Source organism: Derxia lacustris, assembly GCF_002105195.1.
Lineage (GTDB): Bacteria > Pseudomonadota > Gammaproteobacteria > Burkholderiales > Burkholderiaceae_E > Derxia > Derxia lacustris.
On record NZ_MUHU01000025.1, the window covers coordinates 42,616 to 68,122 of the forward strand.

At 72.4% G+C, this 25,507-nt stretch carries 20 protein-coding genes; 10 read left to right on the forward strand and 10 right to left on the reverse strand.

Annotation, left to right across the window (positions count from 1 at the left end):
• Window positions 1–25: 25 nt before the first annotated feature.
• The gene (locus B9P64_RS16290; RefSeq protein ID WP_085317078.1) at window positions 26–691 is read right to left on the reverse strand and encodes an SPOR domain-containing protein; all 666 of its coding nucleotides are present in this window, start codon (window positions 689–691) and stop codon (window positions 26–28) included.
• Window positions 692–764: 73 nt separating this feature from the next.
• The gene (argS, locus tag B9P64_RS16295) at window positions 765–2,489 is read right to left on the reverse strand and encodes an arginine--tRNA ligase (RefSeq protein ID WP_085317079.1); all 1,725 of its coding nucleotides are present in this window, start codon (window positions 2,487–2,489) and stop codon (window positions 765–767) included.
• Between the two features lie 212 nt (window positions 2,490–2,701).
• Between argS and B9P64_RS16300 the strand changes: the two genes are divergently transcribed.
• Entirely contained in the window at window positions 2,702–2,908 is a 207-nt protein-coding gene (locus B9P64_RS16300) for a hypothetical protein (protein WP_085317080.1), read from the forward strand.
• An 88-nt stretch (window positions 2,909–2,996) separates the two neighbouring features.
• Window positions 2,997–3,341: a DUF1840 domain-containing protein gene (locus tag B9P64_RS16305; RefSeq protein ID WP_085317081.1), complete on the forward strand. Its 345-nt coding sequence runs from the start codon at window positions 2,997–2,999 to the stop codon at window positions 3,339–3,341.
• A 152-nt stretch (window positions 3,342–3,493) separates the two neighbouring features.
• On the opposite strand, the gene B9P64_RS16310 is transcribed toward B9P64_RS16305, so the two are convergent.
• The gene (locus B9P64_RS16310) at window positions 3,494–3,763 is read right to left on the reverse strand and encodes a GlsB/YeaQ/YmgE family stress response membrane protein (RefSeq protein WP_085317082.1); all 270 of its coding nucleotides are present in this window, start codon (window positions 3,761–3,763) and stop codon (window positions 3,494–3,496) included.
• 185 nt (window positions 3,764–3,948) lie between these two features.
• On the opposite strand from B9P64_RS16310, the gene B9P64_RS16315 reads away from it, so the two are divergent.
• Window positions 3,949–4,503, forward strand: a complete 555-nt coding sequence (locus B9P64_RS16315; RefSeq protein ID WP_085317083.1) for a hypothetical protein — start codon at window positions 3,949–3,951, stop codon at window positions 4,501–4,503.
• A 264-nt stretch (window positions 4,504–4,767) separates the two neighbouring features.
• On the opposite strand, the gene B9P64_RS16320 is transcribed toward B9P64_RS16315, so the two are convergent.
• A complete protein-coding gene (locus B9P64_RS16320; protein ID WP_085317084.1) occupies window positions 4,768–6,009 on the reverse strand; it encodes a polyhydroxyalkanoate depolymerase in 1,242 nt (413 codons plus the stop codon).
• Between the two features lie 258 nt (window positions 6,010–6,267).
• Between B9P64_RS16320 and B9P64_RS16325 the strand changes: the two genes are divergently transcribed.
• On the forward strand, window positions 6,268–6,936 hold the full coding sequence (locus B9P64_RS16325; protein ID WP_085317085.1) for a glutathione S-transferase: 669 nt from the start codon (window positions 6,268–6,270) through the stop codon (window positions 6,934–6,936).
• Window positions 6,876–7,304: a hypothetical protein gene (locus B9P64_RS24530; protein WP_139826347.1), complete on the forward strand. Its 429-nt coding sequence runs from the start codon at window positions 6,876–6,878 to the stop codon at window positions 7,302–7,304. The genes B9P64_RS16325 and B9P64_RS24530 overlap by 61 nt, the downstream gene beginning before the upstream one ends.
• A gap of 69 nt (window positions 7,305–7,373) precedes the next feature.
• Here the strand turns inward: B9P64_RS24530 and B9P64_RS16335 are convergent, their stop codons facing one another.
• The 3 genes from B9P64_RS16335 to B9P64_RS16345 are packed head-to-tail and all read right to left on the reverse strand — an operon-like array spanning window position 7,374 to window position 16,815.
• Window positions 7,374–9,455 carry an AAA family ATPase gene (locus B9P64_RS16335; protein WP_085317087.1) on the reverse strand — a complete coding sequence of 694 codons (2,082 nt, stop codon included), beginning with the start codon at window positions 9,453–9,455 and terminating at the stop codon, window positions 7,374–7,376.
• Window positions 9,452–13,264, reverse strand: a complete 3,813-nt coding sequence (locus B9P64_RS16340; protein WP_085317088.1) for a UvrD-helicase domain-containing protein — start codon at window positions 13,262–13,264, stop codon at window positions 9,452–9,454. The genes B9P64_RS16335 and B9P64_RS16340 overlap by 4 nt, the downstream gene beginning before the upstream one ends.
• Window positions 13,261–16,815, reverse strand: coding sequence for an exodeoxyribonuclease V subunit gamma (locus B9P64_RS16345; protein WP_085317089.1), 3,555 nt, complete (start codon window positions 16,813–16,815; stop codon window positions 13,261–13,263). Before B9P64_RS16345 ends, B9P64_RS16340 begins: the two co-directional genes overlap by 4 nt.
• Before the next feature lie 172 nt (window positions 16,816–16,987).
• On the opposite strand from B9P64_RS16345, the gene B9P64_RS16350 reads away from it, so the two are divergent.
• Both B9P64_RS16350 and B9P64_RS16355 read left to right on the forward strand, forming a co-directional pair.
• Window positions 16,988–17,245, forward strand: a complete 258-nt coding sequence (locus B9P64_RS16350) for a PsiF family protein (RefSeq protein WP_085317090.1) — start codon at window positions 16,988–16,990, stop codon at window positions 17,243–17,245.
• A 143-nt stretch (window positions 17,246–17,388) separates the two neighbouring features.
• Window positions 17,389–17,637 carry a PsiF family protein gene (locus B9P64_RS16355; protein ID WP_085317091.1) on the forward strand — a complete coding sequence of 83 codons (249 nt, stop codon included), beginning with the start codon at window positions 17,389–17,391 and terminating at the stop codon, window positions 17,635–17,637.
• 10 nt (window positions 17,638–17,647) lie between these two features.
• Here the strand turns inward: B9P64_RS16355 and B9P64_RS16360 are convergent, their stop codons facing one another.
• From B9P64_RS16360 to gspF, 3 genes are read right to left on the reverse strand one after another with little or no spacing between them, the layout of a single operon-like run.
• Window positions 17,648–18,259, reverse strand: coding sequence for a DUF4276 family protein (locus B9P64_RS16360; protein ID WP_085317092.1), 612 nt, complete (start codon window positions 18,257–18,259; stop codon window positions 17,648–17,650).
• Window positions 18,256–19,527: an AAA family ATPase gene (locus B9P64_RS16365; RefSeq protein ID WP_085317093.1), complete on the reverse strand. Its 1,272-nt coding sequence runs from the start codon at window positions 19,525–19,527 to the stop codon at window positions 18,256–18,258. Before B9P64_RS16365 ends, B9P64_RS16360 begins: the two co-directional genes overlap by 4 nt.
• Before the next feature lie 8 nt (window positions 19,528–19,535).
• The gene (gene gspF / locus B9P64_RS16370; protein ID WP_085317094.1) at window positions 19,536–20,789 is read right to left on the reverse strand and encodes a type II secretion system inner membrane protein GspF; all 1,254 of its coding nucleotides are present in this window, start codon (window positions 20,787–20,789) and stop codon (window positions 19,536–19,538) included.
• Window positions 20,790–20,918: 129 nt separating this feature from the next.
• Between gspF and B9P64_RS16375 the strand changes: the two genes are divergently transcribed.
• From B9P64_RS16375 to B9P64_RS16385, 3 genes are all read left to right on the forward strand, one after another.
• Window positions 20,919–22,715, forward strand: a complete 1,797-nt coding sequence (locus B9P64_RS16375) for a glycoside hydrolase family 15 protein (protein WP_085317095.1) — start codon at window positions 20,919–20,921, stop codon at window positions 22,713–22,715.
• Between the two features lie 150 nt (window positions 22,716–22,865).
• Window positions 22,866–24,965: a TonB-dependent receptor plug domain-containing protein gene (locus B9P64_RS16380; RefSeq protein WP_085317096.1), complete on the forward strand. Its 2,100-nt coding sequence runs from the start codon at window positions 22,866–22,868 to the stop codon at window positions 24,963–24,965.
• Window positions 24,965–25,507, forward strand: coding sequence for a YfiR family protein (locus B9P64_RS16385; RefSeq protein WP_085317097.1), 543 nt, complete (start codon window positions 24,965–24,967; stop codon window positions 25,505–25,507). Before B9P64_RS16380 ends, B9P64_RS16385 begins: the two co-directional genes overlap by 1 nt.

The window sequence follows — 25,507 nt, forward strand, 5'->3', positions numbered from 1 at the left end:
TCGCCGCGCAAGCCGGGCGCCGGCATCACTGCGCGCGCACCACCGAGGCGTCGATGCCGTTCTGCGCCAGCGTCTGGCGCATGCGGTTGAGATCGTCGAGCTTGACGACCGGGCCGATGCGCACGCGGTAGATCGGGTCGCCGGCGCCTTCGCGCGGGCTGACGCGGGCGTCGTAGCCCAGCAGCGCGAGCCGGGCGCGCATCGCGTCGGCATCGGCCTCGTTGCGGAAGGCGCCGGCCTGGAGCAGGTAGCGCGATTCGGGCGCGGCGGCCGGCGCGGGCGCGGCGGCGCTGCCGGTGGGGGCGGCGGGCGTCTCGCCGGGCTTGCGGCCGGGCATCAGGTCGTAGAACGAGAACTGGCGATCGCCCTGGGGCTGGCCGGCGGCCGGCGGCGCGGCGGGCGTAGCTGCGGCGGGCGCCGGGGCCGGCGCAGTGACGGTCGCCGACCCCGGCGGCTGGGCCGGCATCGGTGTTTCGCGCGAATAGAAGGGCTTGTTCGGATCGGGCGGCGCGCTGCCGATGGGCTCGCTGTCGGCCTTCACGCTCGGCCGGTTGACGAAGGGCACTGGCGCCTTGGTGATGAACAGCGCCACGCCGACGGCGACCGCCAGCCCGGTCACGAGCCCGAGGACGAAGCCGAGGAAGGTGCCGCCACGCTGGCTGCGCGGCGATGCGGAGGGGATTCGTTTCATGGCTTTCCTTCTGGGCCGGGGCGCCGCGAACGGGCGCCCGCCGCGCGGCTTTTTCAGGCCGCGCAGCTGGGCATCACATCTTGTCGGGCGCGCTCACGCCAAGCACCGCGAGCGCATTGCGCAGCACCGTGCGCGTCGCCAGCAGCAGCGCGAGGCGCGCGGTCTTGAGCGCCGCATCGTCCACCAGCACCCGCTCGGCGTTGTAGAAGCTGTGGAAGTCGGCGGCCAGCTCGCGCAGATAGAAGGCCACCAGATGCGGCGCGAAATCGGCCGCGCCGGCAGCCAGCGTGTCGGGGTATTCGGCCAGCCGCTGCATCAGCGCCAGCGCCTTCTCGTTGCCCGCGCCGGCCAGCGGCGAAATGTCGGCCGACGCCAGCACCGCTTCATCCACGCCACCGGCCTTGAGCACCGAGCAGATGCGCGCATGCGCGTACTGCACGTAGAACACCGGGTTCTCGTCGCTCTGCTTCACGGCCAGATCGACGTCGAAGATGAATTCGGTATCCGCCTTCCGGCTGGCCAGAAAGAAGCGCACCGCGTCGCGGCCGGTCCAGTCGATCAGGTCGCGCACCGTCACATAGCTGCCGGCGCGCTTGGAGATCTTCACCTCCTCGCCGCCCTTCATCACCGTGACCATCTTGTGCAGCACGTAGTCCGGAAAGCCCTCGGCGATGCCGATGCCGAGCGCCTGCAGGCCGGCGCGCACCCGGGCGATCGTGCCGTGATGGTCGCTGCCCTGGATGTTGACCGCCTTGGTGAAGCCGCGCTCCCACTTGGTGACGTGATAGGCCACGTCGGGCACGAAGTAGGTGTAGGTGCCGTCGGACTTGCGCATCACGCGGTCCTTGTCGTCCTTCACCTTGCTGCCGGCAAGCGCGCCCAGCTCGGCAAAGTCGGTGGTGCGCAGCCACAGCGCGCCTTCGGCCTCGTAGGTCTTGCCCGAGGCGATCAGCGCATCGACCGCCGCCTTCACCTTGCCGTCGGTGTAGAGGCTCGACTCCAGGTAGTAGTTGTCGAAGCGCACGCCGAAGGCTTGCAGGTCCAGGTCCTGCTCATGGCGCAGATAGGCCACGGCGAACTGGCGGATCGAGTCCAGGTCCTCGGCATTGCCGCTGCCGGTGAATTCGCGGTCGTCGGCCTGCACCGTCTTGCCGGCGAGGAAGTCGGCGGCGATCTCGGCGATGTAGTCGCCGTTGTAGGCCGACTCGGGCCAGCTTGCATCGCCGGGCTTGTGGCCGCGCGCGCGCGCCTGCACCGACAGCGCCAGATTGCCGATCTGCACGCCGGCGTCGTTGTAATAGAACTCGCGGTGCACCTGCCAGCCCTGGGTCTTGAGCAGCGTGCAGATGGCATCGCCGAGCGCCGCCTGACGGCCGTGGCCCACATGCAGCGGACCGGTCGGATTGGCCGACACGAACTCGACGATCACCCGGCCCGGGCTGGCCGCGGCCGGCGCCAGACCGAAGCCCGCGCCCTGCTCCAGCACCTGCCGCACCACGCGCTGCTTGGCGCTCGCGCGCAGCCGCAGATTGACGAAGCCCGGGCCGGCCAGCTCGGCCGATTCGATCAGCGCAGCGCTCTCGGCGTCTTCCTGAAGCGCCTTGACGATGTTTTCTGCCAGTTCGCGCGGGTTTTTCCTGAGCGGTTTCGCGATTTGGAGCGCGACGTTGGTGGCAATGTCGCCGTGCGCGGCGACCTTCGGGCGTTCGAGCGCGATGTCGGGGGTGGCACCGGGGGCTGCAACCGTCACCGCGCGGCCGAGGGCGGCGATGAGGGCCTGTCTGAGTTCGGGAAGCATGGGCAATCGCGGAGGTCGGCGCGCAAGGGCGGCGCCGGGCCGTGGATTGTAGCGAAGGGGTTGGGCCGAATCGGCCGGCAGCTTCGCCCCTTATCGCGGCTTTGCCGGCCGCGCATCGCCCCGATGATTCGTCTCACGGCAGCGGCGTCGCCAAGTCCACCCGTCCGCGCCAGCAACGCAACCCGTTTTTTTCGCCCAGCAGGGGGCCAGCCATGATCGAAGAACATTTCCCGTATGCCGTCGGCGCCATCGTGTTCGCGCTTGCCGCGAATGGCATGTGGGTGCCGGCCATCTTCGTCGGCGCGCTGGCACTGATGGCCTCGCCGCTCATCTACGCCCGCGATCCCGACGCCGAGTACGAAGTCGAGGACCGGCTGCGCCGCGAAGACCGCCTGCGCCGTCAGCACCGCGAGGACTGAGGCCGCACCGCAAGCCGACACATCCGCGCCGCAGCGCGCATTGCACGCGGGCGCACAATCGCCGCCATCCGGCAACCAGGAGGCGGCGATGTCTTTAGTCAGGTTTTCCAGCAAGGCAGCGGCCGAGGTCTTCATGCTCGAAGACCATGCGGCCCGGCTGATCCAGGCCATCGGCAAGACGGCCGACGCCCGCGGCGTCATCACCGCGGCACAGATTCCGGGCGCCCTCGCCGCCCTGCGCGGCGCGATCCGCGCCGAACAGCAGGCCGAAGCCGAAGCCGCCGCACGCGGCCTGCCGCTGGCCGACGAAGACAACGACGAGGCGAAGGAACGCCGCGCCAATCACGTCAGCCTCGACCGCCGCGCCTTCCCGCTCATCGAGATGCTCGAAAAGTCGGGCGCCAAGGGCGTCGACGTGCTCTGGGGCGTCTGAGCCGCCCGCTTCCAACGACAAGAACATCGCACCGCAAACGACAAAGGCCCGGCCCCGCTGCGAGGCGGGAGCCGGGCCTTGTCTTGCTGCGGTCCTGCGTGGTGACCGACCGCGCCGCAACTGCGTGTTCCGGGCGCCTGCGCGCCGGACGCTCAGCGCACGCTGCCGCGCCGGAACAGATTGATGATGGCCAGCAGAATCACCGCGCCGAGCAGCGACACCACCAGGCTGGCGAGACTGAAATCGCCGGCATTGATGGTGCCCGCGCCCAGCATCGGGCTGAGCAGCCAGCCACCGAGCAGCGCGCCGATGATGCCGACGATGATGTTGAGGAAGATGCCCTGCTGCGCATCGGTGCGCATGATGAGCGAGGCGATCCAGCCGAGAACGCCGCCGACGATGATCCAAGCGATGAAGCCCATGCGTCTCTCCAGAGGTTTGCAAGGTTGAGGGGGATGTCGCTGCCTGGCGGCGTCGACGTGCAGGCAGTGTGGTCGCCGCGCCGCTTCGCACCTGTAGGAATGGCTGCCGTCGCGCTGTCGGGCGCGCGGCCTGCGATGCCGACGATTTGCCCGACGCCCACCGCATCCGTTGTCGAGGTCGTTGCATGAACCCGCCCCGCCCGCCCTGTCCCGACGCCGAGCGCGCCGACGCCGATCCACTCGACGCCTCGCTGCCCGAACTCGATCTGCCGCCGGCCCTGGCGCGCGGCGAACGCCGGCTCGCCGGACTGCTCGGCGCGCTGCGCCAGCTGGTCGCCGGCGTGGCGTTGCAGGGACTGCGCACGCTGTTCTTCGAGCAGCACGGCGACCGTCTGCCGACGCGAGACGGCCCGGCCATCACCCTGCTGTTCGTGGCCGCCGCCTATGCCGCCGCGCTGCGCTGGGTGCCCGAATACGGACTCGCCGCCGGCAGCGGCTATGCCGCCTTCTCGCTGCTGGTGGTGGCCTGCGTCAGCGCCAGCCAGCGTCAACGCTTTCGCGTCGCCGCCGCGCTGTGCAGCGGCCTGCTGGTGCTGGACCTGTTCGCGGCCACGCTTTACGCGCTGTTTGCCGGCCAGGACTGGACCGTGCTCAACCTCGCCACGCTCGGCTGGGAACTGCTGGCCGCCACGCTGGCCGCAAGACGCATCGCGAAGCACCAGCCGCAACGCGCCAACTGAGCCCCAGCACATTCACCGAGGGGCGGCGCGGGGTTCGGCCGGGGCGGGACGTCTGGCGCGCCGAGCGAAGGCGACGGGCGCCGGTGAACGCCGCAGGCGTTCAGGTCCGCATGTTTGAGGCCGAAGGCCGAGTTGGCGGACCGGGCCGGCGCCCGTCACCGCAGCGAGGGAAGCCTTGCGCAACGCGCAAGGCCGCGCCAGTCGTCCCGCCCCGGCCGAACTCCGCGCCGCGCCGCCATCAGGCCAAAGCAGCCAGACCGCCGCTCACCCGTTCGCCGCATGAATCGTGTCGCGCACGATCGGATAAATCCCGCTCGTCCACTTGCGCCCGCTGAACACGCCGTAATGCCCGACGCCGGTCTGGATGTGATGCGTGCGCAGATACGGCCGCACGCTGCGGCACAGCTCCTGCGCCGCCATCGTCTGGCCGATCGAGCAGATGTCGTCGCGCTCGCCTTCCACCGTCAGCAGCGCGCTGCGGCGGATGGCGCCCGGATTGATGCGCCGGTCGCGCCAGTTCATCAGCCCGCGCGGCAGCAGATGCTCCTGGAACACGTCGCGCACCGTCTCCAGATAGAACTCGGCCGGCAGGTCGGCGACCGCCAGATATTCCTCGTAGAAGTCGGCCACCTGCTTCGCCGCCGCCTCGTCACCCGCCACCAGATGCTCGTAGAGCGACTTGAAGCTCTGCATGTGGCGATCGAGATTCATGCTCATGAAGGCCGTGAGCTGCACGAAGCCCGGATACACGCGCCGGCCAAAACCCTTGTGCGGCGCCGGCACCGTGCTGATGAGCTTGGTCTCGAACCAGTGCATCGGCTTGCTCATTGCAAGCTCGTTGACCTTGGTGGGATTGATGCGCGTATCGACCGGCCCGGCCATCAGCGTGAGGCTGAGCGGCTGGGCCGGATCGTCGTCCTCGGCCATGAGCGCCGCCGCCGCGAGCGACGCCGGACAGGGCTGGCAGATGCTCATCAGATGGCTGCCCGCGCCCATCTCGCGCAGGAACCAGATGATGTGCTCCACATACTCGTCGAAGCCGAAGCGGCCGGCCGTGAGCGGCACGTCGCGCGCGTTTTGCCAGTCGGTGATGTAGACCTCGTGGTCGGTGAGCATGGTGCGCACCGTCTCGCGCAGCAGCGTGGCGAAGTGGCCCGACATCGGCGCCGACAGCAGCACGCGCGGCTCGCCCGTCACGCCCTCCTTGCGGAAGCGCACCAGACTGGCGAAGGGCGTGGTCATCACCACCTCCTCCACCACCGCAAACCGGCCGCGCGGCGTGTCGACCGCCGTCAGGTTGAACGGCGGCCGCTTGTGCGTGAGCCGGGCCCGGTTGAACACCTCGCAGGCCGCGCCAAAGCGCCGCAACTGCGATGGCTGCTCGACCGGAAAGCCGCTTTCCTCAAGGCTGCGTTCCAGCACCTGGGCCCAGGCGGCGCCGGCCTGGGCCAGCATGCGCCACGGCGCGAGAAGGTCGGTCTGAAGCTGGTAGGCGGTGTAGGACATCGTTGAGCTTTCTGACGCGACGCGCGTGCTTGCGCGCCGTTTGCGGAAGGTCAGCAAATACTGCGCCACTCACCCCGAATGGCGCGATGTTTGCGAGGCCGTCCGTCGGCAGATACGCGCGAGCAATGCCGGTGCAGATGCCGATGCCCGGCTTCATTTCCCGCGCGTAAGCTCGATTTGCCCACCCGGAACCCCCGGGCCGGACCCGGCGCGACGCCACCCGCACCATCCGCGCCACGACTCAAACGGAGACCCCCAATGCCCCAGGCCATTTCCCCTGCCGTGCTCACGATCAGCAGTCGCAACTATTCGTCGTGGTCGCTGCGCGGCTGGCTGCTCGCGCGCCTTGCCGGCATCGAGTTCACCGAGAACGTCATCTCGCCCGACGACCCGTCGGCGCGCGCCGAACTGCTGCTGCTGTCGTCGTCCATCCTGGTGCCCAGCCTCAAGCACGACGACGTGCTGGTGTGGGACACGCTGGCCATCGCCGAATACCTCAACGAGCTCAAGCCCAAGGCCGGTCTGCTGCCGGCCGACCGCGTGGCGCGCGCGCATTGCCGCGCCATCAGCGGCGAGATGCATTCGGGCTTCACCGCGCTGCGCTCGGCGCTGCCGATGAACCTGCGCGGCCACTTCCCCGGCTTCAAGGTGTGGACGCGCGCCCAGGCCGACATCGACCGCATCTGCTCGATCTGGAACGACTGCCTGAGCAAGTACGGCGGCCCCTTCCTGTTCGGCGCCAAGCCCACCGTGGCCGATGCGATGTACGCGCCGGTGACCACGCGCTTTCGCACCTACGACGTGAAGCTCGACCGCGCGAGCTATGCCTATTGCGACACCATCCTGGCGCTGCCCGAGATGCAGGAATGGATCCACGCCGCCAAGACCGAGCCGCTCGAATTCGACGAGCTGGAAGCGGAATTCTGAATACGGGTTCGGGACGGCCGGCGCCGCCCGGCGCGGCCGACGACACGCTGCCGCGCGAGGCGCTGTGGCGGCGCGACGAGCTGGTCAATCTGCTGACCGCCGCCGGCACCCTGGCCGGCCTGTGCATCACCGTGGTGGCGCTGATGAAGACGCTGGTCAACGCCGCCCACGCGGCGACCATCGTCGACGACCTGTTCGCACTCGGCGCCCTGCTGTTCCTGCTCTGCGTCTACGTGATCTTCTGGGCCCTGCGCACGCGCCGGCCCGGGCTCACGCTGCGGCTCACGGCGGTGGCCGACACGCTGTTCCTGGCCGCGCTCACGCTGATGACGGGCGCGGCCTTCGTGCTGGTCTACACGGTGTGGTGAGCGCGGCGCGGCGGGCGAACCGCGCGCCGCGCCGCCACTCGGGCGCCAGCCGCTGGGCCGCTCCGCCACCTAGCCGCGCGCGAGCGCGCGCAGCCGGTCGGCCAGCCCGGAATGGCGCCGCGTCGCGCGCCTGACGCAGCTCTCCAGCACCGGCCGCGCGGCCCACAGCCGCAGCTCGCGCCGGCTGCGGGTGATGGCGGTGTAGAGCAACTCGCGCGTGAGCAGGCGCTGGGTCGTCGAGCCGTCGGCGGCATCGGGCAGCACGATTTCCACGCGGTCGAATTCCGAGCCCTGCGACTTGTGGATGCTGAGCGCCCAGGCGGTTTCGCAGGCCGGCAGCCGCGCGACCGGAAATGCGCGCAGGCCGTCGCCAAGCCGGAACCAGGCGCGCGCGCCATCGGCGTCGTGCAGCACCAGACCCACGTCGCCATTGGCCAGCCCGGTGCCGGGATCGTTGCGGGTGATGAGCAGCGGCCGGCCGTGCGGCCAGTCGCCGTTGCCGGTGGCGTCGGGCCGGCCGGCGGCGGCCAGCCGGGCGGCGGCGAGCCGGGCCAGCGCCGCATTGAGCGCGCGGGTGCCGCGCGGGCCGTCATGCACCGCGCAGAGCACGCGGGCGCGCTCGAAGGCGGCGAGCGCGGCATCGGGGTCCACGGCCGGCTCGGCGAGGCAGGCCAGCACCGGATCGAACAGCGGCAGCAGCTCGCGCGCGAGCGCCTGGGCGCCGAGCGGGCGGCTGTCGAGGCTGACGCTGGCGGCGGGCGCGGCAGCGGCAGGCGCATCGGCGGGTGCATCGGAGGCGGATGCGGCGGAGGACGGCGCGCCGTTCGTCGGCTGGCTGGCGGGGGCGGCGCCGAACAGGTCGCCCTGGGCGCTGGGCGCTGCTGGTGCCGGCCTGCGCCGCGACGGTGCGGCGCGTCGCGCTGCGTCGGATGCGGCGGTTGCCGCGTGGGACGCCACGCCGCTGGCAGCCGCGCCAGCCGCGTCCGCCACGCCGCCCGCATCGAGCGCCGCGAACACCGCCGCCACATCGGCCCGCCCCACCTCGGCGGCGAGCCGGCCGACCGGGCTGTCGGCGGCAAAACGTTCGCCGGCGCGCAGCCGGGCGATGGCCTGCGGCAGCGGCGGATCGTCGCCGGCGGCCAGCTCGGCCAGCACCAGCCCGGTCTCGACCGAGGCGAGCTGGTCGGGGTCGCCGAGCAGCACCAGCCGCGCGCCGGGCCGCACCGCGTCGGCGAGCCGGCGCGCGAGCGTGAGGCCGAGCATCGAGGCCTCGTCGACCACCACCAGATCGGCATCGAGCGGCCGGCCGGCGTGATGCCGGATCGCGTCGGCCTTGCCCGGCACCAGGCCGAGCAGCGCATGCACGGTGCGCGCGGGCGGCAGATGGCGCCGGCGCACCACCAGATCGGCCGGCAGCAGGTCGAGCTGGCTGGCGAGCGCCTCGTTCATGCGCGCGGCGGCCTTGCCGGTGGGCGCGGCCAGCAGCACGCGCGCCTCGGGCTCGGCCTGAAGCACGGCGGCGATGCAGCGCGCCACCGTGGTGGTCTTGCCGGTGCCCGGCCCGCCGGTGATGACGACGAAGCGCTCGGCCAGCACCCGCTCGACCGCCGCGCGCTGGGCCGGATTGGGCCGCAGATTGGCGAACAGCCGCTCGACCAGCCCGGCCGGCGCTGCCACGCCCGGCGCACCGGTCGCGAGCGCATGCAGCGCCAGCGCCAGCCGGCGCTCCGAATCGAAATGGCGCGCGAGATAAAGCCGGTCGGCCGCGTCGAGCACCAGCGGGCGGTCGGGCGGCGGCAAGGCGGCGGTGGCGGCATCGCCCGCCTCCGGCGCCGCCACGCCGGCCGCGCCGACGCGCAGCACCACCGGCGAGCCTTCGAGCGCCGCGCGCAGCCGCGCCGTCGGCAAACCGGCCTGGGCCGCGACCGCCTCCAGCGGCAGGCAGGCATGGCCGAGCGCATGCGCCGCCACCAGCGCGCGCGTGGCCGCCTCGACCGCCGCCGCATCGCCATCGCGGCCGCCGAGCGCGCGGTGATGAAAGCCGAGCAGCCGCCCCAGCGCGCCGTCGAGACCGCCGCCCTCGGCTGAAACGGAAGCGGAAGCCGCAGCCGGCGCCAGCAGCGTGGCGATGTCGGGACGGACGGCGCTCATGCGCGCTCCTCGTGATGGGCGTCGCGCGCGAGGGCGCGGTCGAAGGCGAGCAGCGCCGGCAGCTCGACCGCCAGCGTCAGCACGCCGGCGCCGGGCAGCGCCGGCGTCATGCCGCGCACAAACAGGTAGAGCGCGCCGCCCAGATCGCGCGCCGGGTCGTAGCCGGCGCCCAGGCGCAGCCGCAGCCAGCGGTGCAGCGCCAGCAGATAAAGCCAGGCTTGCAGCCGATAGCCCTCGGCGCTCATGGCGGCGGCCAGCGCCGGCGCGGCGTAATCGGCCAGCCGCTCGCCGAGCCAGTTGGACTTGTAATCGGCCAGCCACCAGCGGCCGTCGTGCGCAAACACCAGGTCGATCACGCCGCGCAGATAGCCGCCGGCAATGCCGAGCCGCGCGGTATCGACCGGCGGCAGCGCAATGCCGTGCTGGCGCAGCGCGGTCAGGCCGTGCTCCAGCGCGCGGCCGCCGAGCGGGATGGCGAACTCGACTTCGCGCGCGGTGTGGGCCGGCGGCAGGCTGGCGAGGCTGGCCGGCGCGGCAATGCCCGAGCCGAACAGCGGCGCCGCGCCGATCGCATCGATCCAGCCGGCAAAGGCGGCGCGCACGTCGATGTCGGCATCGGCTGGCAGGCGCGGCCAGGGCAGCGCGGTCTGCGCCGCCGCCGGCCGAGTCCAGTCCAGGTTCTCGACGAAGGCGTGCAGCTCGACGCCGGCTTCGGGCCCGCGCGGATAGCGCCAGCGCAGGTCGGCGGCGGCGGCGGTTTCGGCGACCGGGTCGGGCGCGGCGGATGCGGCGCGCGGCGGCTCGGCGTCGGCATCGCGGCCGGCGGCGCCGGCGAATTCATCGCGCTCGGCCGCATGGTCACCGGCGTCGGCGCGGCCGTGCAGCAGGCTGGTGAAGCTGGTGTAGCGCCAGGCCGCCGGAATCCGCGCCGGCGCCGGCGCCGCATGCAGCCCGACCGCCGAGGCGCCCTCGGCCAGCAGCGCGCCCACATTGCGCCAGTCCGGCGCGGCGGCGATGCCGATGGCGGCCGGCGCGCGGTCGCGCATCGCATCGAGCGCGGCGCGCACCGCCTCGGCCGTGCTGTCGCCCTCGGGCAGGCCGAGCAGCCAGCCGAGCGCCGAATTGCCGATGCCGCCAAGCGGCCCGGCCACCGCCAGACAGGCCTGCTTGGCGCGCGTGACCGCCACGTAGAGCAGCCGCAGCGCCTCCTCGCTTTCCTCGTCCCAGGCGGCCTGGACCGCAGCCTCGTCGGCCGCGAAATGCAGCGTCGGCTGACGCTCTGCCGCCGGGTCGTGGAAGAACACCGGGCCGGCGGCGGCCACCGGCGACCTGGGCTTGCCCTTGTCGTCGCCGGCCTTGGGCGGCTTGCGCGCGGCCCACAAAAACGGCAGCAGCACCACCGGGTACTCCAGCCCCTTGCTCTTGTGGATGGTGACGATCTGCACCAGGTTCTCGTCGCTTTCCAGCCGCAGCTGGGCCGCCTCGCCGGCGCTGCCGGGCGCCTCGATGCGGGCGGCGAGCCAGTCGGCCAGCGCCTCGGGGCCGGGCAGATCGCGCGCGGCGGCGTCGGCCAGCTCCATCAGATGCGCGAGGTTGGCGAGCCGGCGTTCGCCGTCGGCCAGCACGCCGAGCCGGCCGGCCAGGTCGTGCGCCAGCGCTAGGCTGCGCAGCATGGCGAACACGCCCTGGGCCAGCCACAGGTCGCGCGCGGCGGACAGCAGCTCGAAGCCGTCGGCATGGCCGGGCGCGCCGTCGGCGATCAGCGCGCGCCGGCCGTCGAGCACCTCCTCGGCGCTCCAGCCAAACCACGGCCCGGCCAGCGCGGCGCGCGCGGCGACGCTGTCGCGCGGATTGGCGACGCCGCGCAGCAGGTCGAGCAGCGCATGCGCCTCGGGCGTCTCGAACACCGCGCGCCGGGCGCTGAGCGCGCAGCCGATGCCGGCGGCGAGCAGCGTGCGGCGCATGAGTTCGCCCTCGGCATTGGTGCGCACGAGCACGGCGCAATCGCCCGGGCCGAGCGGCTTGCCGGCGATGCTGGCTTCGGCGGCGGCGCCTTCGGCCAGCAGCTCGGCCAGCGCCGCCGTCGCGGCCTGGGCGGCGGCCGCGAGCTGGGTCGCCTTGGTCGCGCCCTCCTCGGGCGCCAGCCACAGCCAGCGCAGCGGCGGGCCTTCCGCACCGGCGCGCAGCAGCGGCGCCACCTTGGCGCCGGCGGCCGCCGGCGGATAGCGCAGCGCCTCCAGCCGAAACGGCCGCTCGCGCGCGAACAGCGCATTGAAGCCATCGAGCAGCGGCGCGGTCGAGCGCCGGTTGGCGACCAGCTCGCCGGCCTGCGCGGCACGCGCGATGGCGGCGTAATAGGCATCGAGGTCGGCGCCGCGAAACGCGTAGATCGCCTGCTTGGGATCGCCCACGAACAGCGCCAGCGTGGTCTGCGGGCGCGGGCCGTAGATGGCCGAGAAGATCGCGCTCTGGGTCGGATCGGTGTCCTGGAATTCGTCGATCAGCGCGGCCGGATAGCGCTCGGCCAGCGCGGCGGCCAGCACGCCGCCATGCGCGCCGTCGTCGAGCGCGCTGCGCAGCCGGGTGATGAGGCTGGAGAAGCCGAGTCCCCCGGCGCGTTCCAGCCGCGCCGGCAGCTCGCGGCATACGGTCTCGAACACGTCGCGCAGCGCCCAGGCCACGGCGGCGGCGCCGGCGTCGGTTTCCTCGGCGGCGGCGGCGCAGAAGGCGTCGATGGCGGCCGCGAGCGGCTGGGCAAAGCTGTCGGTCGCGCCCTTCTTGAGCCGCGAATGCAGCCGCTCGGCGCCGAAGCGGGTGAAGGCGTCGAGCGTGTCGGCGTCGGGCAGCGCATCGCTCCACACGGCGGCGTCGATGCGCGCCTGCCAGCCGTCGATCCAGTTGGCGCGGTAGGCGCTGCCGCTCAGGCCCTTGCAGGCGCGCACCGCGTCGACCAGCGCCGCGCCGTCGCGCTGCCAGTGGGCGCGCAGCGCGGCCCAGTCGCGCGCCAGCCCGGCCAGCGCGCTGCCGAGCGCGGGCGGCTCGCCGCCGAGGCATTGCGCCTCCTCGCGGTTGAGCAGCATGCCGATCTTGTCGGCCAGCTCGGCCGGCGCGACCCAGGCCGCCTGCACCCGCGCCGCCAGCCAGGGATGAAGCGGCGCCGGGCACCAGCCGGCATCGCCCGGGTCGTGCGCCACCACCTTGCGGCGCCACCAGTCGGCCACGGTTTCGCGCACCGCGCCCGAGATGTCGTCGAGCAGTTCGAGCTGGAAGCGCTGCCGGCCCGAGAAGGCGCGCTCGGCCAGCGCGCGCTGGCAGAAGCCGTGGATCGTGAACACGGCGGCTTCGTCATAGGCGCGCAGCGCGGCGACGAGCTGGCGCCGGGCCTGCGCGGGATCGGCGAGCGCGGCGGTGTAGCGGGCGCAGAAGCCGTCGTCGGTGGGGGCGGGCTGGGCCGTGGTGTCGGCGTCGCCGGCATCAAGGTTGTCGGCGTCGAAGTCGGCGGCGCCGCCCTCCTGCGCCAGCCGCCACTCGACCCAGCGCAGCAGCAGCGCGAGCCGGTCGCGGATGCGCGCGCGCAGTTCGGCGGTGGCGGCCTTGGTGAAGGTGACGACGAGGATGCTGCCGATCTCCAGCCCGCGCTCGACCACCAGCCGCGCGACCAGCCCGGCCAGGGTCCAGGTCTTGCCGGTGCCGGCGCTGGCCTCGATGTAGCGCAGGCCGAGCAGCGGCGCGTCGAAGGCCGGAATGGCAGCGGGGGCGGACAGTTCCGGGCTTTCCGGAAATGTCCCGGCGGCAGGCGCGCGGGTCATTGCAGTTCCTCATGCCAGGCCGCGAGGGTTTCGCGGATGGCCTTCTGGTCGGCGACGATGGCCGCCGCCGCCGCGCCGTAGAGCCGGCGCGCCAGCGTGGGGAAGTCGTCGGGCCAGGGCGTGGCGACGCTGGCCTGGTAGTCGGCCGCGTCGGGGATGTGGTCGGGCGTGCCGCCGAAGATCACGCGCCAGGCGCCGTCCTCGCGCTCGGGGCTGCGCTCGCCGGCCCAGAACTGGGCTTCGGCGGCGGCGCGCGGCGGCGGGCCGTCGGCATCGCGCTGCCAGCGGCCGAGCAGGCCCCAGGCGGTGCGCGCCGGGCACCAGGGCGGCGCGGTCAGGCCGAGCCGGGCGTCGGCCAGCAAGTCGGCCAGCGGCGCCTGCCAGTTCGCGTCGGGCAGCCAGGCCATCAGCGCATCGCCGTCGGCGCAGAGGTGGACGGTCGGGCCGATTTGCCGGCCGGCATGGGCGCAGGCCAGCAGATGCGTGACCCACAGCTCGGCCCGCATGCGCGCCGCGCCGCCGCGCTCGACCAGATTCCAGCCGCCATGCGCATGCAGATGCGGCAGCCGGCCGGCGAGGCGGGCGCCGCCGGCCAGCGTCAGCAGCACATTGCGCGGCGCGGTGCTGGCGGCCAGCAGCGGCGCCACGCGGCGTTGCAGCGCCAGCGCAGTCTCGACCAGCCGCTCGCCGAACAGCGCGCCCGGCACGCCGGACGGAATGCGCGCATCGGCTTCGGCGCGGCCGCGCAGCAGTGCCGGATCGGCGCCGGCGAGCAGGCGGCGCGCAAAGTCGTCGGCCAGGCCGGCGCTGCCGAGCCGGTCGAGCGCGAACGGCTCCTCGGGCTCGGGCGCGGCCTCGTGCCAGGCGGTGTTGAGGCCGAGCCGGCGGCGCAGAAAGAAGCGCGCCGGATGGGCGAAGAAGTCGCGCAGAAATGCCGCATCCACCTCGGCGCCATCGTCGGGCGGCGCCGGCAGCGGCCGTGCCAGGAAGGGCCGGATCGCCAGCGGACTGGCCGGCCGCGCGCTGGCCGGCGTGGCGATGGCGCGCGCCGCCGGCAGCAGCTCGGCGCGAAACGACGGCGCCAGCGCCGGGCCCTGCGCGCCGGCCGCCGGCGGGGCGCCGAAGGCGCGCGGGCTGAAGGCATGCAGCGGATGGTCGGTGACCAGCCGCTGGCGCAGCGGCAGCGGCCGGGCGCCGGGCGCCGCCGCGTCCGCGCTGCCGTCGTGGCGCTCGATCCAGTCGAGCAGCTCGGCCACCACGATGGCCGGCGGCAGCGCCTCGCCGGTCTGCGCATCGAAGCCGCGCCACGACAGATGCACCGCATCGCGCGCCGTCAGCAGCGCGGCGAGAAAGGCGGCGCGGTCGTCATCGCGGCGCGCGCGGTCGCTGGCCTGGGCATGGCCTTGCAGCAGGTCGAATTCCACCCGCTGCGGGCTGCGCGGAATGGCCGCGTCGTCGAGCCCGAGCAGCGCGATCACGCGATAGGGGTGGTGGCGCAGCGCGCCGTAGGTGGTGAAGGTGATCTGGCCCTGCGGCACGGCGCCGGGGGCGCTGGCGTCGAGTTCGCAGGCGAGCCGGTCGCGCAGCAGGGCGAAGTCGACCGCGCCGTCATGGCCGCCGGCGGCCGCGTCGCGCGCGATGCGGCCGAGCGCCTGATTGAGCCGCGCGAGTGCGTCGGGCGCGTCGTCGGGCGGCGCGAGCGTGCGGGCAAACAGCGCGCCGAGCCAGTCGGTCCAGTCGCGCACCGGGCGCGGTTGGTCGAGGCCGGCGCGCAGGTCGGCGATGGCGCGCGCCCAGTCGAGCAGGCCGCCGAGCGCATCGAAGGCCGAATCGTCGAGGCCGGCATGCGGCAGCGTGCCGGCGAACACGTCGTCGCCGGCGCCGCGCTCGCCGAAGGCGATGCCGAGCAGCAGCCGCTCCAGGCCCCAGGCCCAGGTGTGGCGCGGATCGGCCGGCGCGTGATGGCTGGCGCGGTCGGGCGCGTCGAGCGCCCAGCGCACGCCGGCGCCGGCCAGCCAGTCGGGCAGCAGCGCGAGCGCGCTGTCGTCGAGGCCGAAGCGGCGCGCGACCGGCGGCAGCCGCAGCAGGTCGAGCGCCGCATCCACGCCGAGACGCGACGCGGCGAAATCGAGCAGCGCCAGCGCCGCCTGCCCGAGCCCGCCATCGCCCGGCGTGGCCAGCCCCGACACCGCATAGGGAATGCGGCGCTCGCGCGGCTGGGTGCCAAACACCGCGTGGATGGCCGGCGCGGCCACGTCCAGCTCGGGCAGCCAGACCAGGATGTCGCCGGGCTTGATGCGACCGGCCGCGAAGCGCGCCAGCAGCGCGTCATGCAGCGCCTCCAGCTCGCGCACCAGGCCGTGGCAGCGGTGGAAGGCGAGCGAGCTGTCGGCGCCGCGGTCGGGGCGCAGGCGCACCGCGTCGTCGAGGTCGAACACCGAGCGCTGAATCTGCGCGAGCAGGCTGGCGCCGGCCGGCGGCGGCTCGTGCAGATCGATCGGCGCGGCGATCAGCGGCACGTCGCCGTCCGGATCGAGCACGCGGTCCAGGTCGCGCGCCGCGTCGATGGCCTGCCGCCCGAAGGCGGCGAGCAGGCCGTGGCCCACCTCGTAGACGGCGGCCGCGTCGGGCCGATCACGCTCCTGGCGCGCCTTGAACTTTTCGCCCACCAGGTCGGCGATGTAGTGCGGCGACGGCGTCTGCGCATAGACGATCACCGTGGTGTGCCGCGCCAGCGCCGCAAAAGCGCGCCAGTAGATCGGCGCCATCGCCGGCAGCGCAAACAGGTGCAGACGCGGCGGCAGACCGCGCGCGGCCTCGTCGTCGGTCAGGCGGCCGGCGCGCTTCTCGGCATCGCGCCGCTCCATCTCGCGGATCAGCCATTCGAGCGGATGCGCATGGCCTTCGAGGCCGATGGCCGCCACCACGCGGCGCCACAGCGCGGCCTGCCAGGCCTGCGTCCCGGGCCGCGCCGCATCGGGCGCGAGCCGGCCGGCGGCCCAGGTCGCAAGCCATTCCGGCCGGAACGCCAGATAGCGGTCGAACACGCTGGCGAGCCGCTCGGCGAATTGCAGCCGCGCGAGCGGATCGGCGGCGTGCAGATAGGCGTGCAGCGGGGCGAGATCGGGGTTGGCGTCGGGGGCAGCAGCGGCGTTGGCGGTTGCGGCGTTCGCGGCAGCAGCGGCGCCGCGCGCGAAGCCAGCCGCCTCGGCCGGCGCCACGCCCAGTTCCGCCGCGATGGCATCCAGCTCGCGCAGCAGCCGCCACACCAGCACGCCGGGCGCGAACGGCGGATCGGGATCGGTACCGGGCACGCAGTCGACCGCGATCTTCCACAGCTGCTGGCCGGCGTAGTCGATGCCAAGCCGCACGCCGATGCCGCGCTCGTCGGCCATGCGCTGCAACAGCCAGCGCCCGCTGCCCAGGCTGCCGACCACCACGCGTTCGGGCGCGAGCAGCGCCGCCGGACTCTCGGGCGGCTGGCTGTCGAGGATGGCGAGGAAGGCCGCGGCGAGCGGTTCGAGCGACTGGCTGCGAAGGATCTGGAGCATGGCGCGGGAGTATGCCGGGCGGGGGTCGGCGCCCCTCGGGCGGCGCTGACCGTCGGCAATCACCCGGACAGGTCAGCGAGCGTGAACTTGTGCCGGCAGGACAAAACGGCGGCGCCAGCGCAATGGCGCCGCCGTCGGCTTGCGACGGCGCCAATTCATCCGGAGATCCGCCATGCAAAGCTTCGCCCAGTTCACCCGCGCCGCCGCCCTCGCGCTCGGTCTTGCCGCCGTCGCGCCGGTCGCCCTCGCCGCCGATGCGCCCGCCGCCGATACCGGCGCCGCCAAGCCCAGGCCCACCAGCAAGCTCGGCGAATGCAGCCATGCGGCGAAGGAAAAGGGCCTCAAGGGCGAGGAGCGCAAGGCGTCGATCAAGGAATGCCTGGCCGCCGCCAAGGCCAGCAAGACCAGCGCGGCCAAGCCGGCCGCCTGAGCGGCGCGCTCGCGCAAATGGCGGTTACACCTGCAAAGAAGTTGGCGCGGCCAGCTTCGGCTTGGCGCAAGGGAGCGGGTGCTCGAATGCCTGCACGCCGGCCAGTCAGCCGACGCACCGCATCAACAAACAGGAGAACCGCCATGTCCAAGTTCCAGCGCGCCGCGCGCAGCACCGTCGTCGTCCTCGGCCTGTCGTTGGCCGCCATCAGCGCCGCGCATGCGGCCGACGCCGACGACGTCAAGCCGGCCAAGGAGCATTCGCGCCTCTACGAATGCAGCCGCAACGCCGACAAGAAGGGCCTGAAGGACGACGCCCGCAAGACCTACATCAAGGACTGCGTGGCCACCAAGGCCGAGCAGCAGGAGAAGAGCAAGGCGAAGGCGCAGTAAGGCGCCGTCGTCATTCCTGTTCCGGCGCCTGCGGAAACTGGCGCCGGAACTCGTCGCAGAGCTTGCGGAAGGAGCGGCTGCGCCGCTCGGCCAGCTCGATGTCGATGGCGGCAGTGAAGGCCGGCTGATCGGCGACCTCGCCGTAGCCGACGCCGGGCGGCAAGCGGTCGGCGATCCATTTCTTGGCGTTGCGCGGGCCGTCGTCGGCCGGGGCGTCGTGATCGCCGGGCTTCAGGCTCAGGCCGCGCACGCCGGCCAGCGCGGCGGCCGAGGCGATGAACCAGGATTCGAATTCGCGCCTTGCCAGCACCACCGAGATGCGGGCGCCGGGCACGACCACTTCGGCGCGTTGCTTCAACTCGGCGCCGAGCGTGACCGGGCAGTCGTCGTCGGCATCCAGCAGCACGAGGATCCAGCCGTCGGCGCCGGCCTTGGCCGCTGCCAGCAGCAACTGCTTGCGGAAGTCGTCGTCGCTGCGGATGAAGCGGTCGCGATGCACGCGCGCGGGGCGCGGCACTTCCACATAGCCGTCGGGCAGCAGCCGCTTGGCCAGATTTCGCAGCAGCACCGGCAGCGCCGCCTCCTCGCCCTGCCCTTCGACGATTGCGGCGATGCGGCTCATGCGTCGTCGAACAGCCGCACCGCCGGCGCCGGCGCGATCTCGCTGCCTTCAGGGTCGAGCTGGTTGAGCCGCAGCAATTCCCCGACGGTGAACAGCCGATCCTTCAGCACCGAGCGCGCAGCGGCCGACACCGGGCCGATGCGCGTGTCGCTGCCGTCGTTTGTCACCGAAAACACGCTCGCGGCATCGATGCCGTCGTCGTCGAGCAGGTCGGCGCTGTGGCTGGTGACTATGACCTGCACCCGCTCCGAGGCGCGCGCGATGGCTTCGCGCAGCACGGCGGCGGCGCCCGGGTGCAGCGAGGTCTCGGGCTCCTCGATGCCAATGCAGTGCGCCGCGTTGGGCCCAAAAAAATCGAGCGGCGCCAGAAACAATGCCGCGAGGACAGCTGTGGCACGCAAGGTTCCATCGGACATGCCAAGGGCGAGGAATTCGCTCGGTGCCGTTTGGCCTCCAGAGGGACGCTGCGTGAAATTGAGCGTCCAGTAAGACGGACCGAACTTGATTGGCTCTACCTTTTCGACACTTGGGACGATGAGATGCAGATAGCGCTGGAAATGCACGACTGCTTCATCGTCGTTGCCAAGACAGTTTTCGAACAACACGGTGGGTGAGTAGAGCCATTCCGCCAGATTGCCGCCATCCCCCGCCAGCCGCGCCGCGCCGCCGCTCGGCTGCGCCTGCCGCAGCGCCTTCGGATCGAAGTTGAAGCAGCCGATCGCCGCAACCGCGTCATGAACCGCGCGAAAGCCGGCCATGCCGCCCACCGCATGCAGCCCGAGCCGGCCCAATGAAGTCGCCGGCAAGGGAAAGTCGGTCTGCGACTGAACCACGCCGGCCCGCGCGGTAAAGCGGTGTTCCTCGCCCTCCAGGCCAACCGCGCATTCCTCGCGCAATGTGGGCAGCACGCCCATGTGGCGCAGGCCGCCGCCCATCTCATGCTCGAAGGCCAGCGCGTAATGCCCGCGCGCGCCGCCCGGCAACGCAAACTCGATGCGGATGCCGACCGACTCGTCGCCGGCCGCGCCGCGATGCTCGATCACTTCCAGGCCGCCGCGCCGGCGCAGCGCGCCATCCACCGAATCCACCAGCGCATCGCGCACAAAGTGCAGCGCATCGAGAAAATTGCTCTTCCCCGCGCCATTGGCGCCAACCAGCCAGGTCAGCGGCCCGAGCCGCACATCGCAGCTCGCAATGCTCTTGAAGTTGCGGATCGCGACCCGCGTGATGCAGGGCGACGGCCAGCCGGGCCGGGCGGCTTCGCTCATGGCTGCCCTCACCGCACCAACTGATTGATCTCGATGATCGGCAGCAGCACCGCCAGCACGATCACCAGCACCACCGCGCCCATCACCAGGATCAGCACCGGCTCCAGCAGGCTGGTCAGCACCATCGTGCGGCGGGCCAGATCCTCGCCCTGGCCGGTGGCGGCGCGTTCCAGCATGTCGGGCAGGTTGCCGGTGCTTTCGCCCGAGGCGATCAGATGGATCAGCACCGGCGGAAACAGCCCGCGCCGCGTGCCGCCATCGCCCTTGGCGCCAGCCGCCAGCGCGCGCGCCAGCGACGAGCCCTCGCGCACCCGCACGATGGCCGCATCCACATCGCGCCGCATCGCCAGATTGCCGACCGTGCGCCCGCCCGCCTCCAGCGAGCGCAGGATCGGCACGCCGCCGCCGACCAGAATCGCCAGCGTGCTGGCAAAGCGCGCGGTGTTCAGGCTTTGCACCAGCCGGCCCATGATCGGCAGCGTCAGCACCCAGGCGTCGAAGCGCGCGCGAAAGCCGTCGTTGCGCAGCGCCCGGCCAAAGCCCCAGCCGGCCGCGCCGATGCCGAGCGCCAGCAGCCAGCCGCGCGCACGCAGAAAGTCGCTGAGCCAGATCATCACCAGCGTGAGCGTCGGCAGCTTCTGCTTGGTCTGGTCGAACACCGCGACCACCTGCGGCACCACATAAGTGAGCAGGCCCACGACCACCAGCAGCGCCACCGTGCTGACGATGGCCGGGTAGACGAAGGCCATCGTCACCTTGCTGGTCAGCGTGTTGCGCTCTTCCACATAGGTGGCGAGCTTGTCGAGCACGCGGCCCAGGTCGCCCGAGGTTTCGCCGGCGGCGACCAGCGCGCGGTAGATGTCGGGGAAGTCGCGCTGACGCCGTTCGAGCGCGCCGGCCAGCGTCGAGCCGCCGAGCACATCGGTGCGCACGCCGGCGAGCAGGTCGCGCACATGCGGCCGCTCGGCCTGCTCGATGAGTGCCGACAGCGCGCGCTCCAGCGGCAGCCCGGCGCCGAGCAGGCTGGCCAGCTGGCGCGTCAGCAGCGCGAGTTCGGTGGTGCCGAGCTTGCGACCGCGCAGCCGCACCGCACTGCCGGATTGCGCGGTGCCGGCGGCATCGGCCGAAATGGGTTCGACGCTCACGGGCGCCAGCCCGCGCGCCCGCACCAGCGAGCGCGCATGGCGGGCGGACTCGGCCTCGATCACGCCGGAGTCGGTCTTGCCGGCGTCGGTCAGGGCCTCGAAACGGAATGCAGCCATCCCTGTCCTCGAAAAATCGGGTCACACATCATAAGACGCGGGCACAAAGCCCCCGGGCGCGCCGGCGCCGGCCTGCGCAGACTGGTCGCAGGCGCCCGCCGGGCGTCATTCCCACTCTGAAAGCGTTCGATGACTCCTCCGCACACGTCGTCGCTGGAACTCGCCGTCATCGGCAACTCGCGCATCGGCGCGCTGATCGACACCCGCGGCGACGTGGTGTGGATGTGCGTGCCGCGCTTCGATGGCGATCCGGTGTTCTGCGCCTTGCTCGATGGCGTCGAGGCGGCACGCGGCCGCTTTGCCATCGACATCGAAAACTGCGCGGCGGTCGAGCAGGACTATCTGCGCAACACGCCGATCCTGCGCACCGTCAAGCGCGACGGCGCCGGCAATGCGATCGAGATCCTCGACTTCGCGCCGCGCTTCTATCAGTACGGCCGGATCTTTGCGCCCGTGTCGCTGGTGCGCATCGTGCGGCCGCTGACCGGCCGGCCGCGCATCCGGGTGCATTTCGATCCGCGCTGCGATTACGGCGCCGGCCAGCCGCAGATCACCTGGGGCAGCCATCACATCCGGGCCCAGCTGCCCGACTATCCGATGCGCCTGACCACCGACGCCTCGATCAGCGCGGTGGTGGAGCGGCGCTTCTTCATCCTGGAGCGCGAGGCCAGCTTCATCTTCGGGCCCGACGAGACGCTGTCGCAATCGCCGTCCGAGGCCGGCCGCCATCTGCTGGCCGAGACCACCGCCTACTGGCATCGCTGGGTGCGCAACCTGGCCGTGCCCTTCGAATGGCAGGCGGCGGTGATCCGCGCCGCCATCACGCTCAAGCTCAATGCGTTTGAAGACAGCGGCGCCATCATCGCCGCCATGACCACCTCGATCCCCGAGGCGGCCGACACGGTGCGCACCTGGGACTACCGCTATTGCTGGCTGCGCGACGCCTACTTCGTGGTCAATGCGCTCAACCGGCTCGGCGCCACCAGCTCGATGGAGCGCTATCTGCACTACCTCGAGAACATCGTCGCCGAGGCCGGCAGCGAGCAGCTCCAGCCCTGCTACGCCATCAACGGCACGGCGTTTCTTGAGGAGCTGAACATGCCGGGGCTGGCCGGCTATCGCGGCATGGGGCCGGTGCGGCACGGCAATCTGGCCTATCTGCAAACCCAGCACGATGTCTACGGCTCGGTCATCGTCGGCGTCACGCATGCCTTCTTCGACGAGCGCCTGGGCCGCATGGGCGACGAGGCGCTGTTCCGCCAGCTCGAAAAGCTCGGCCATCAGGCCTTTGCCAATCACGACCAGCCCGATGCCGGCATCTGGGAATTCCGTGGCCGGCAGTCGGTGCACACCTTCTCCTCGATGATGTGCTGGGCCGCCTGCGACCGGCTGGCGCGCATCGCGGCCCGGCTGCATCTGCCCGACCGCCAGCATTTCTGGGCCGAGCGCGCGGCGCACATCCATGCGGTGATCTGCGCGCGCGCCTGGAGCGACGCCATCGGCGGCTTCTCGGCGGTGTTCGACGGCGACATCGTCGATGCCAGCCTGCTGCTGATGGGCGAACTCGACTTTCTGCCGCCCGACGATCCGCGCCTGCGCGCCACCATCGAGATGATCGAGCGCCATCTGCGGCGCGGCGACTTTCTGCTGCGCTATGCCGAGCCCGACGACTTCGGCCGGCCCGAGGTGGCCTTTCTGGTGTGCAGCTTCTGGCTGGTGCAGGCGCTGGCACGCATCGGCGAACCGGACCGGGCACGCGCCCACTTCGAGACGCTGCTGGCCTGCCGCAACCGCTTCGGCCTGCTGTCCGAAGACATCGACTTCGACACTCACGAGCTGTGGGGCAACTTTCCGCAGACCTACAGCATGGTCGGCATCGTGATGTGCGCGATGCGCCTGAGCCGGCGCTGGGACGACGCCTTCTGACCTGACATCGGGCCAGCGTGGCGAGGGGCGCATCCTTGCGGGCAGGCCGGCGAGCTTCCGGATAATCTTGTCCCGCCTGGCGCAATTGCCGGTCCCCAAAAGCCCAAACCCAGCGTCGCAACCGGTCCGCAGCCGGTGCGGCCCGACCCGATGCACCGGAACTCCGCCCCTCCCGGTTCTGCCCTGCGCCTGCGCCGGCTGCGCGCCTGCTGCGGGCTGCTGGCCGTGCTGCTCATGGCGGGCGCGCGCGGCGCCGACGATCCGACCGAGCTGAGCCTGGAAGAACTCGCGGTCGAGCCGGTGTTCAGCGGCTCCAAGTTTCCGCAACGCCGCGCCGATGTGCCGGGCGCGGTCAGCATCATCACCGCCGACGACATCCGCGCCAACGGCTGGCGCAGCTTCGACGAGGTGCTCGGCGCGCTGCGCGGCGTGTTCGTCAGCAACGACCACGCCTATCACTATCTGAGCGCGCGCGGCTTCGGCCGGCCCGGCGAGTACAACCCGCGCTTCCTGTTCCTGCTCGACGGCCAGCGGCTCAACGAGGATGTGTTCGGCCAGGCGCCGGTCGGCCGCGACCTGCCGGTGGACGTGGGCCTGATCGAGCGGGTCGAGTTCATCTCCGGGCCGGGCTCGGCATCGTTCGGCAGCGGCGCCTTCATCGGCACGGTCAACATCGTCACGCGCGAGCCGGCCGCCCTGCCCGGCCCGCGCGCGCTGCTCGGCCTGGGCAGCGATGCCACGCGCGAGGCCCGCGCCAGCTGGGGCGGCACGCTGGCCGACGGCGCCGTCAGCCTGATGCTGGCCGCCGGCCAGTACCGCGCCGACGGCACCCCTTACCGCTTCCCCGAGCTGGACGACCGCTTCTCGCCGGGCGGCCGCAGCGCGGCGGCGGCCGATGCCGAGCACGCCGGCAACCTCTATCTCAAGCTGCGCGCCGGCGAAAGCGTGCTGTCGGTCAGCGCCAACCGGCGCGACAAGCGGATCCCCACCGCGCTCTACCGCACCGTGTTCGGCGCGCCCGAGCTGGACAGCCACGACGAGCGGACCCAGATCGGCGCGCACAGCCTCTGGCGCCCGCTGGCCGATCTGCGCATCGGCCTCGACGCCGGCTGGCTCACGCTGCGCGGGCGCGGCGACTATCCCTACGGCTTCGACATCGGCACCGCGCGCCAGGGCTATGCCAACGACCGCGCCACGCTCGAACTGCGCGCCGACTGGAGCGGCTGGGCCGGCCACCGGCTGACCGGCGGCGTCGAGGTGAAGCGCGACTTCACGCGCTCCCAGTCCGCCGGCGGCCAGCACTTCATGCGCAGCCACGACTTTCCCGACACGCTGCTGAGCTTCTATCTCGAAGACCAGTGGCGCCTGACGCCGCACTGGCTGCTCGACTTCGGCGCGCGCCGCGACCATCCGCTCGGCGAGACCGGGCAGCAGCTCAGTCCGCGCGGCGCGCTCATCTGGCAGCCGGGGCCGTCGACCTCGTTCAAGCTGGTCGCCAGCCGCGCCTATCGCTATGCGAGCGAATTCGAGCGCGCCTTCCTGCCCCAGGTGCTCGGCGGGCCGATCCTCGATCTGGCGGCCGAATCGATCCGCAATCTGGAGCTGGTGGCCGAGCACTACATGAGCAACAACTGGCGCGCCCAGGCCAGCCTGTGGCATTACCGCGCCGACCGGCTGATCGGCACCCGCGCGGTCGACCCGTCGCTCACCATCGTGAGCGGCGACGGCAGGCGGCACGGCCACGGCGCCGATGTCGAGACCGAGTTCGCCTTCGACGACGGCGCCCGGATGCGCGCCAGCCTGGCCTGGCAGCAGGTCGACGGCGGCTGGGGCACGCCGCCGCCCGACGCCGCCGCGCTGGCCGACTGGCATCCGCAGACGCCGTTCCCGACCGCCGGCGTTTCGCTGCCGCCGGGCGCGGTGGCCAATGCGCCGCGCTGGACCGGCAGCACCCAGTTCAGCCGGCCGATCGGTTTCGGCGCGGCGCGCGCGGCGCTCGAACTGCGCGCGCTGTCGGCCCGCATGAGCCCGAACGGCGCCACCGCGCCGGGCCGGCTGGTGGTCAGCTGCAACCTGTCCGAGCTGCCGCTGGCGCGCGGCGTCAGCCTCGATCTGGGGGTGTTCAACCTGTTCGACCGGCGCAGCTGGGATGTGGCCAGCGCCGACAATGTCGATGTGCTCGGCCGCCGGCTCGACCGCATTCCGCTCGACGGACGGCTGCTGCGGGCCCAGCTGCGGATGGAGTTCTGATGCCGGCGCGGGCTGCATGGCGGCATCTGCTGCGCGGCTGGCACTGCCTGCCGGCGCTGGCGGCGCTCTGGCTCGGTCTGCCGGCGGTCGGCGCGCATGCCGCCAGCGAGGCCGAGGTGAAGGCCGGCTATCTGGCCAACTTTCTGGCGTTTACCGAATGGCCCGAGGGCGGCGGTCCGCTGCGCCTGTGCCTGCTCGGCGACGCCAGCCTGGCCAGCGCGGTCGACCGGCTCGACGGCCGGCTGGTCAACGGCCGCGCCATCCAGCTGCTGCGGCTCAGCGAGCCGGTCGGGCTCGACCGCTGCAAGGTGGTGTTCATCGGCCAGGGCGCGCGCGCCAGCCTGGGCAATGTGCTCGATGCGCTCGGCGGCCTGCCGATCCTGACCGTGGCCGACAGCGACGGCTTCGCGCGCCGCGGCGTGATGATCAACATGGTGCTGACCGCCGACCGCGTGGCCTTCGAGGTGAACCGCGCGGCGCTCGCGCACAACGGCCTCGCGGTCAGCGCCCGACTGCTCCAGCTGGCACGCGAGGTGTACTGA

Bases quoted from the DNA above. Each gene is read 5' to 3' on its own strand.
- B9P64_RS16380 (WP_085317096.1), top strand. From the start codon at position 22,866: ATGCACCGGAACTCCGCCCCTCCCGGTTCTGCCCTGCGCCTGCGCCGG.
- B9P64_RS16360 (WP_085317092.1), bottom strand. From the start codon at position 18,259: ATGAGCCGCATCGCCGCAATCGTCGAAGGGCAGGGCGAGGAGGCGGCG.
- gspF (WP_085317094.1), bottom strand. From the start codon at position 20,789: ATGGCTGCATTCCGTTTCGAGGCCCTGACCGACGCCGGCAAGACCGAC.
- B9P64_RS16385 (WP_085317097.1), top strand. From the start codon at position 24,965: ATGCCGGCGCGGGCTGCATGGCGGCATCTGCTGCGCGGCTGGCACTGC.
- B9P64_RS16290 (WP_085317078.1), bottom strand. From the start codon at position 691: ATGAAACGAATCCCCTCCGCATCGCCGCGCAGCCAGCGTGGCGGCACC.
- B9P64_RS16315 (WP_085317083.1), top strand. From the start codon at position 3,949: ATGAACCCGCCCCGCCCGCCCTGTCCCGACGCCGAGCGCGCCGACGCC.
- B9P64_RS16375 (WP_085317095.1), top strand. From the start codon at position 20,919: ATGACTCCTCCGCACACGTCGTCGCTGGAACTCGCCGTCATCGGCAAC.
- B9P64_RS16320 (WP_085317084.1), bottom strand. From the start codon at position 6,009: ATGTCCTACACCGCCTACCAGCTTCAGACCGACCTTCTCGCGCCGTGG.
- B9P64_RS16340 (WP_085317088.1), bottom strand. From the start codon at position 13,264: ATGACCCGCGCGCCTGCCGCCGGGACATTTCCGGAAAGCCCGGAACTG.
- argS (WP_085317079.1), bottom strand. From the start codon at position 2,489: ATGCTTCCCGAACTCAGACAGGCCCTCATCGCCGCCCTCGGCCGCGCG.
- B9P64_RS16355 (WP_085317091.1), top strand. From the start codon at position 17,389: ATGTCCAAGTTCCAGCGCGCCGCGCGCAGCACCGTCGTCGTCCTCGGC.
- B9P64_RS16310 (WP_085317082.1), bottom strand. From the start codon at position 3,763: ATGGGCTTCATCGCTTGGATCATCGTCGGCGGCGTTCTCGGCTGGATC.
- B9P64_RS16335 (WP_085317087.1), bottom strand. From the start codon at position 9,455: ATGAGCGCCGTCCGTCCCGACATCGCCACGCTGCTGGCGCCGGCTGCG.
- B9P64_RS16365 (WP_085317093.1), bottom strand. From the start codon at position 19,527: ATGAGCGAAGCCGCCCGGCCCGGCTGGCCGTCGCCCTGCATCACGCGG.
- B9P64_RS16350 (WP_085317090.1), top strand. From the start codon at position 16,988: ATGCAAAGCTTCGCCCAGTTCACCCGCGCCGCCGCCCTCGCGCTCGGT.
- B9P64_RS24530 (WP_139826347.1), top strand. From the start codon at position 6,876: ATGGATCCACGCCGCCAAGACCGAGCCGCTCGAATTCGACGAGCTGGA.
- B9P64_RS16345 (WP_085317089.1), bottom strand. From the start codon at position 16,815: ATGCTCCAGATCCTTCGCAGCCAGTCGCTCGAACCGCTCGCCGCGGCC.
- B9P64_RS16300 (WP_085317080.1), top strand. From the start codon at position 2,702: ATGATCGAAGAACATTTCCCGTATGCCGTCGGCGCCATCGTGTTCGCG.
- B9P64_RS16305 (WP_085317081.1), top strand. From the start codon at position 2,997: ATGTCTTTAGTCAGGTTTTCCAGCAAGGCAGCGGCCGAGGTCTTCATG.
- B9P64_RS16325 (WP_085317085.1), top strand. From the start codon at position 6,268: ATGCCCCAGGCCATTTCCCCTGCCGTGCTCACGATCAGCAGTCGCAAC.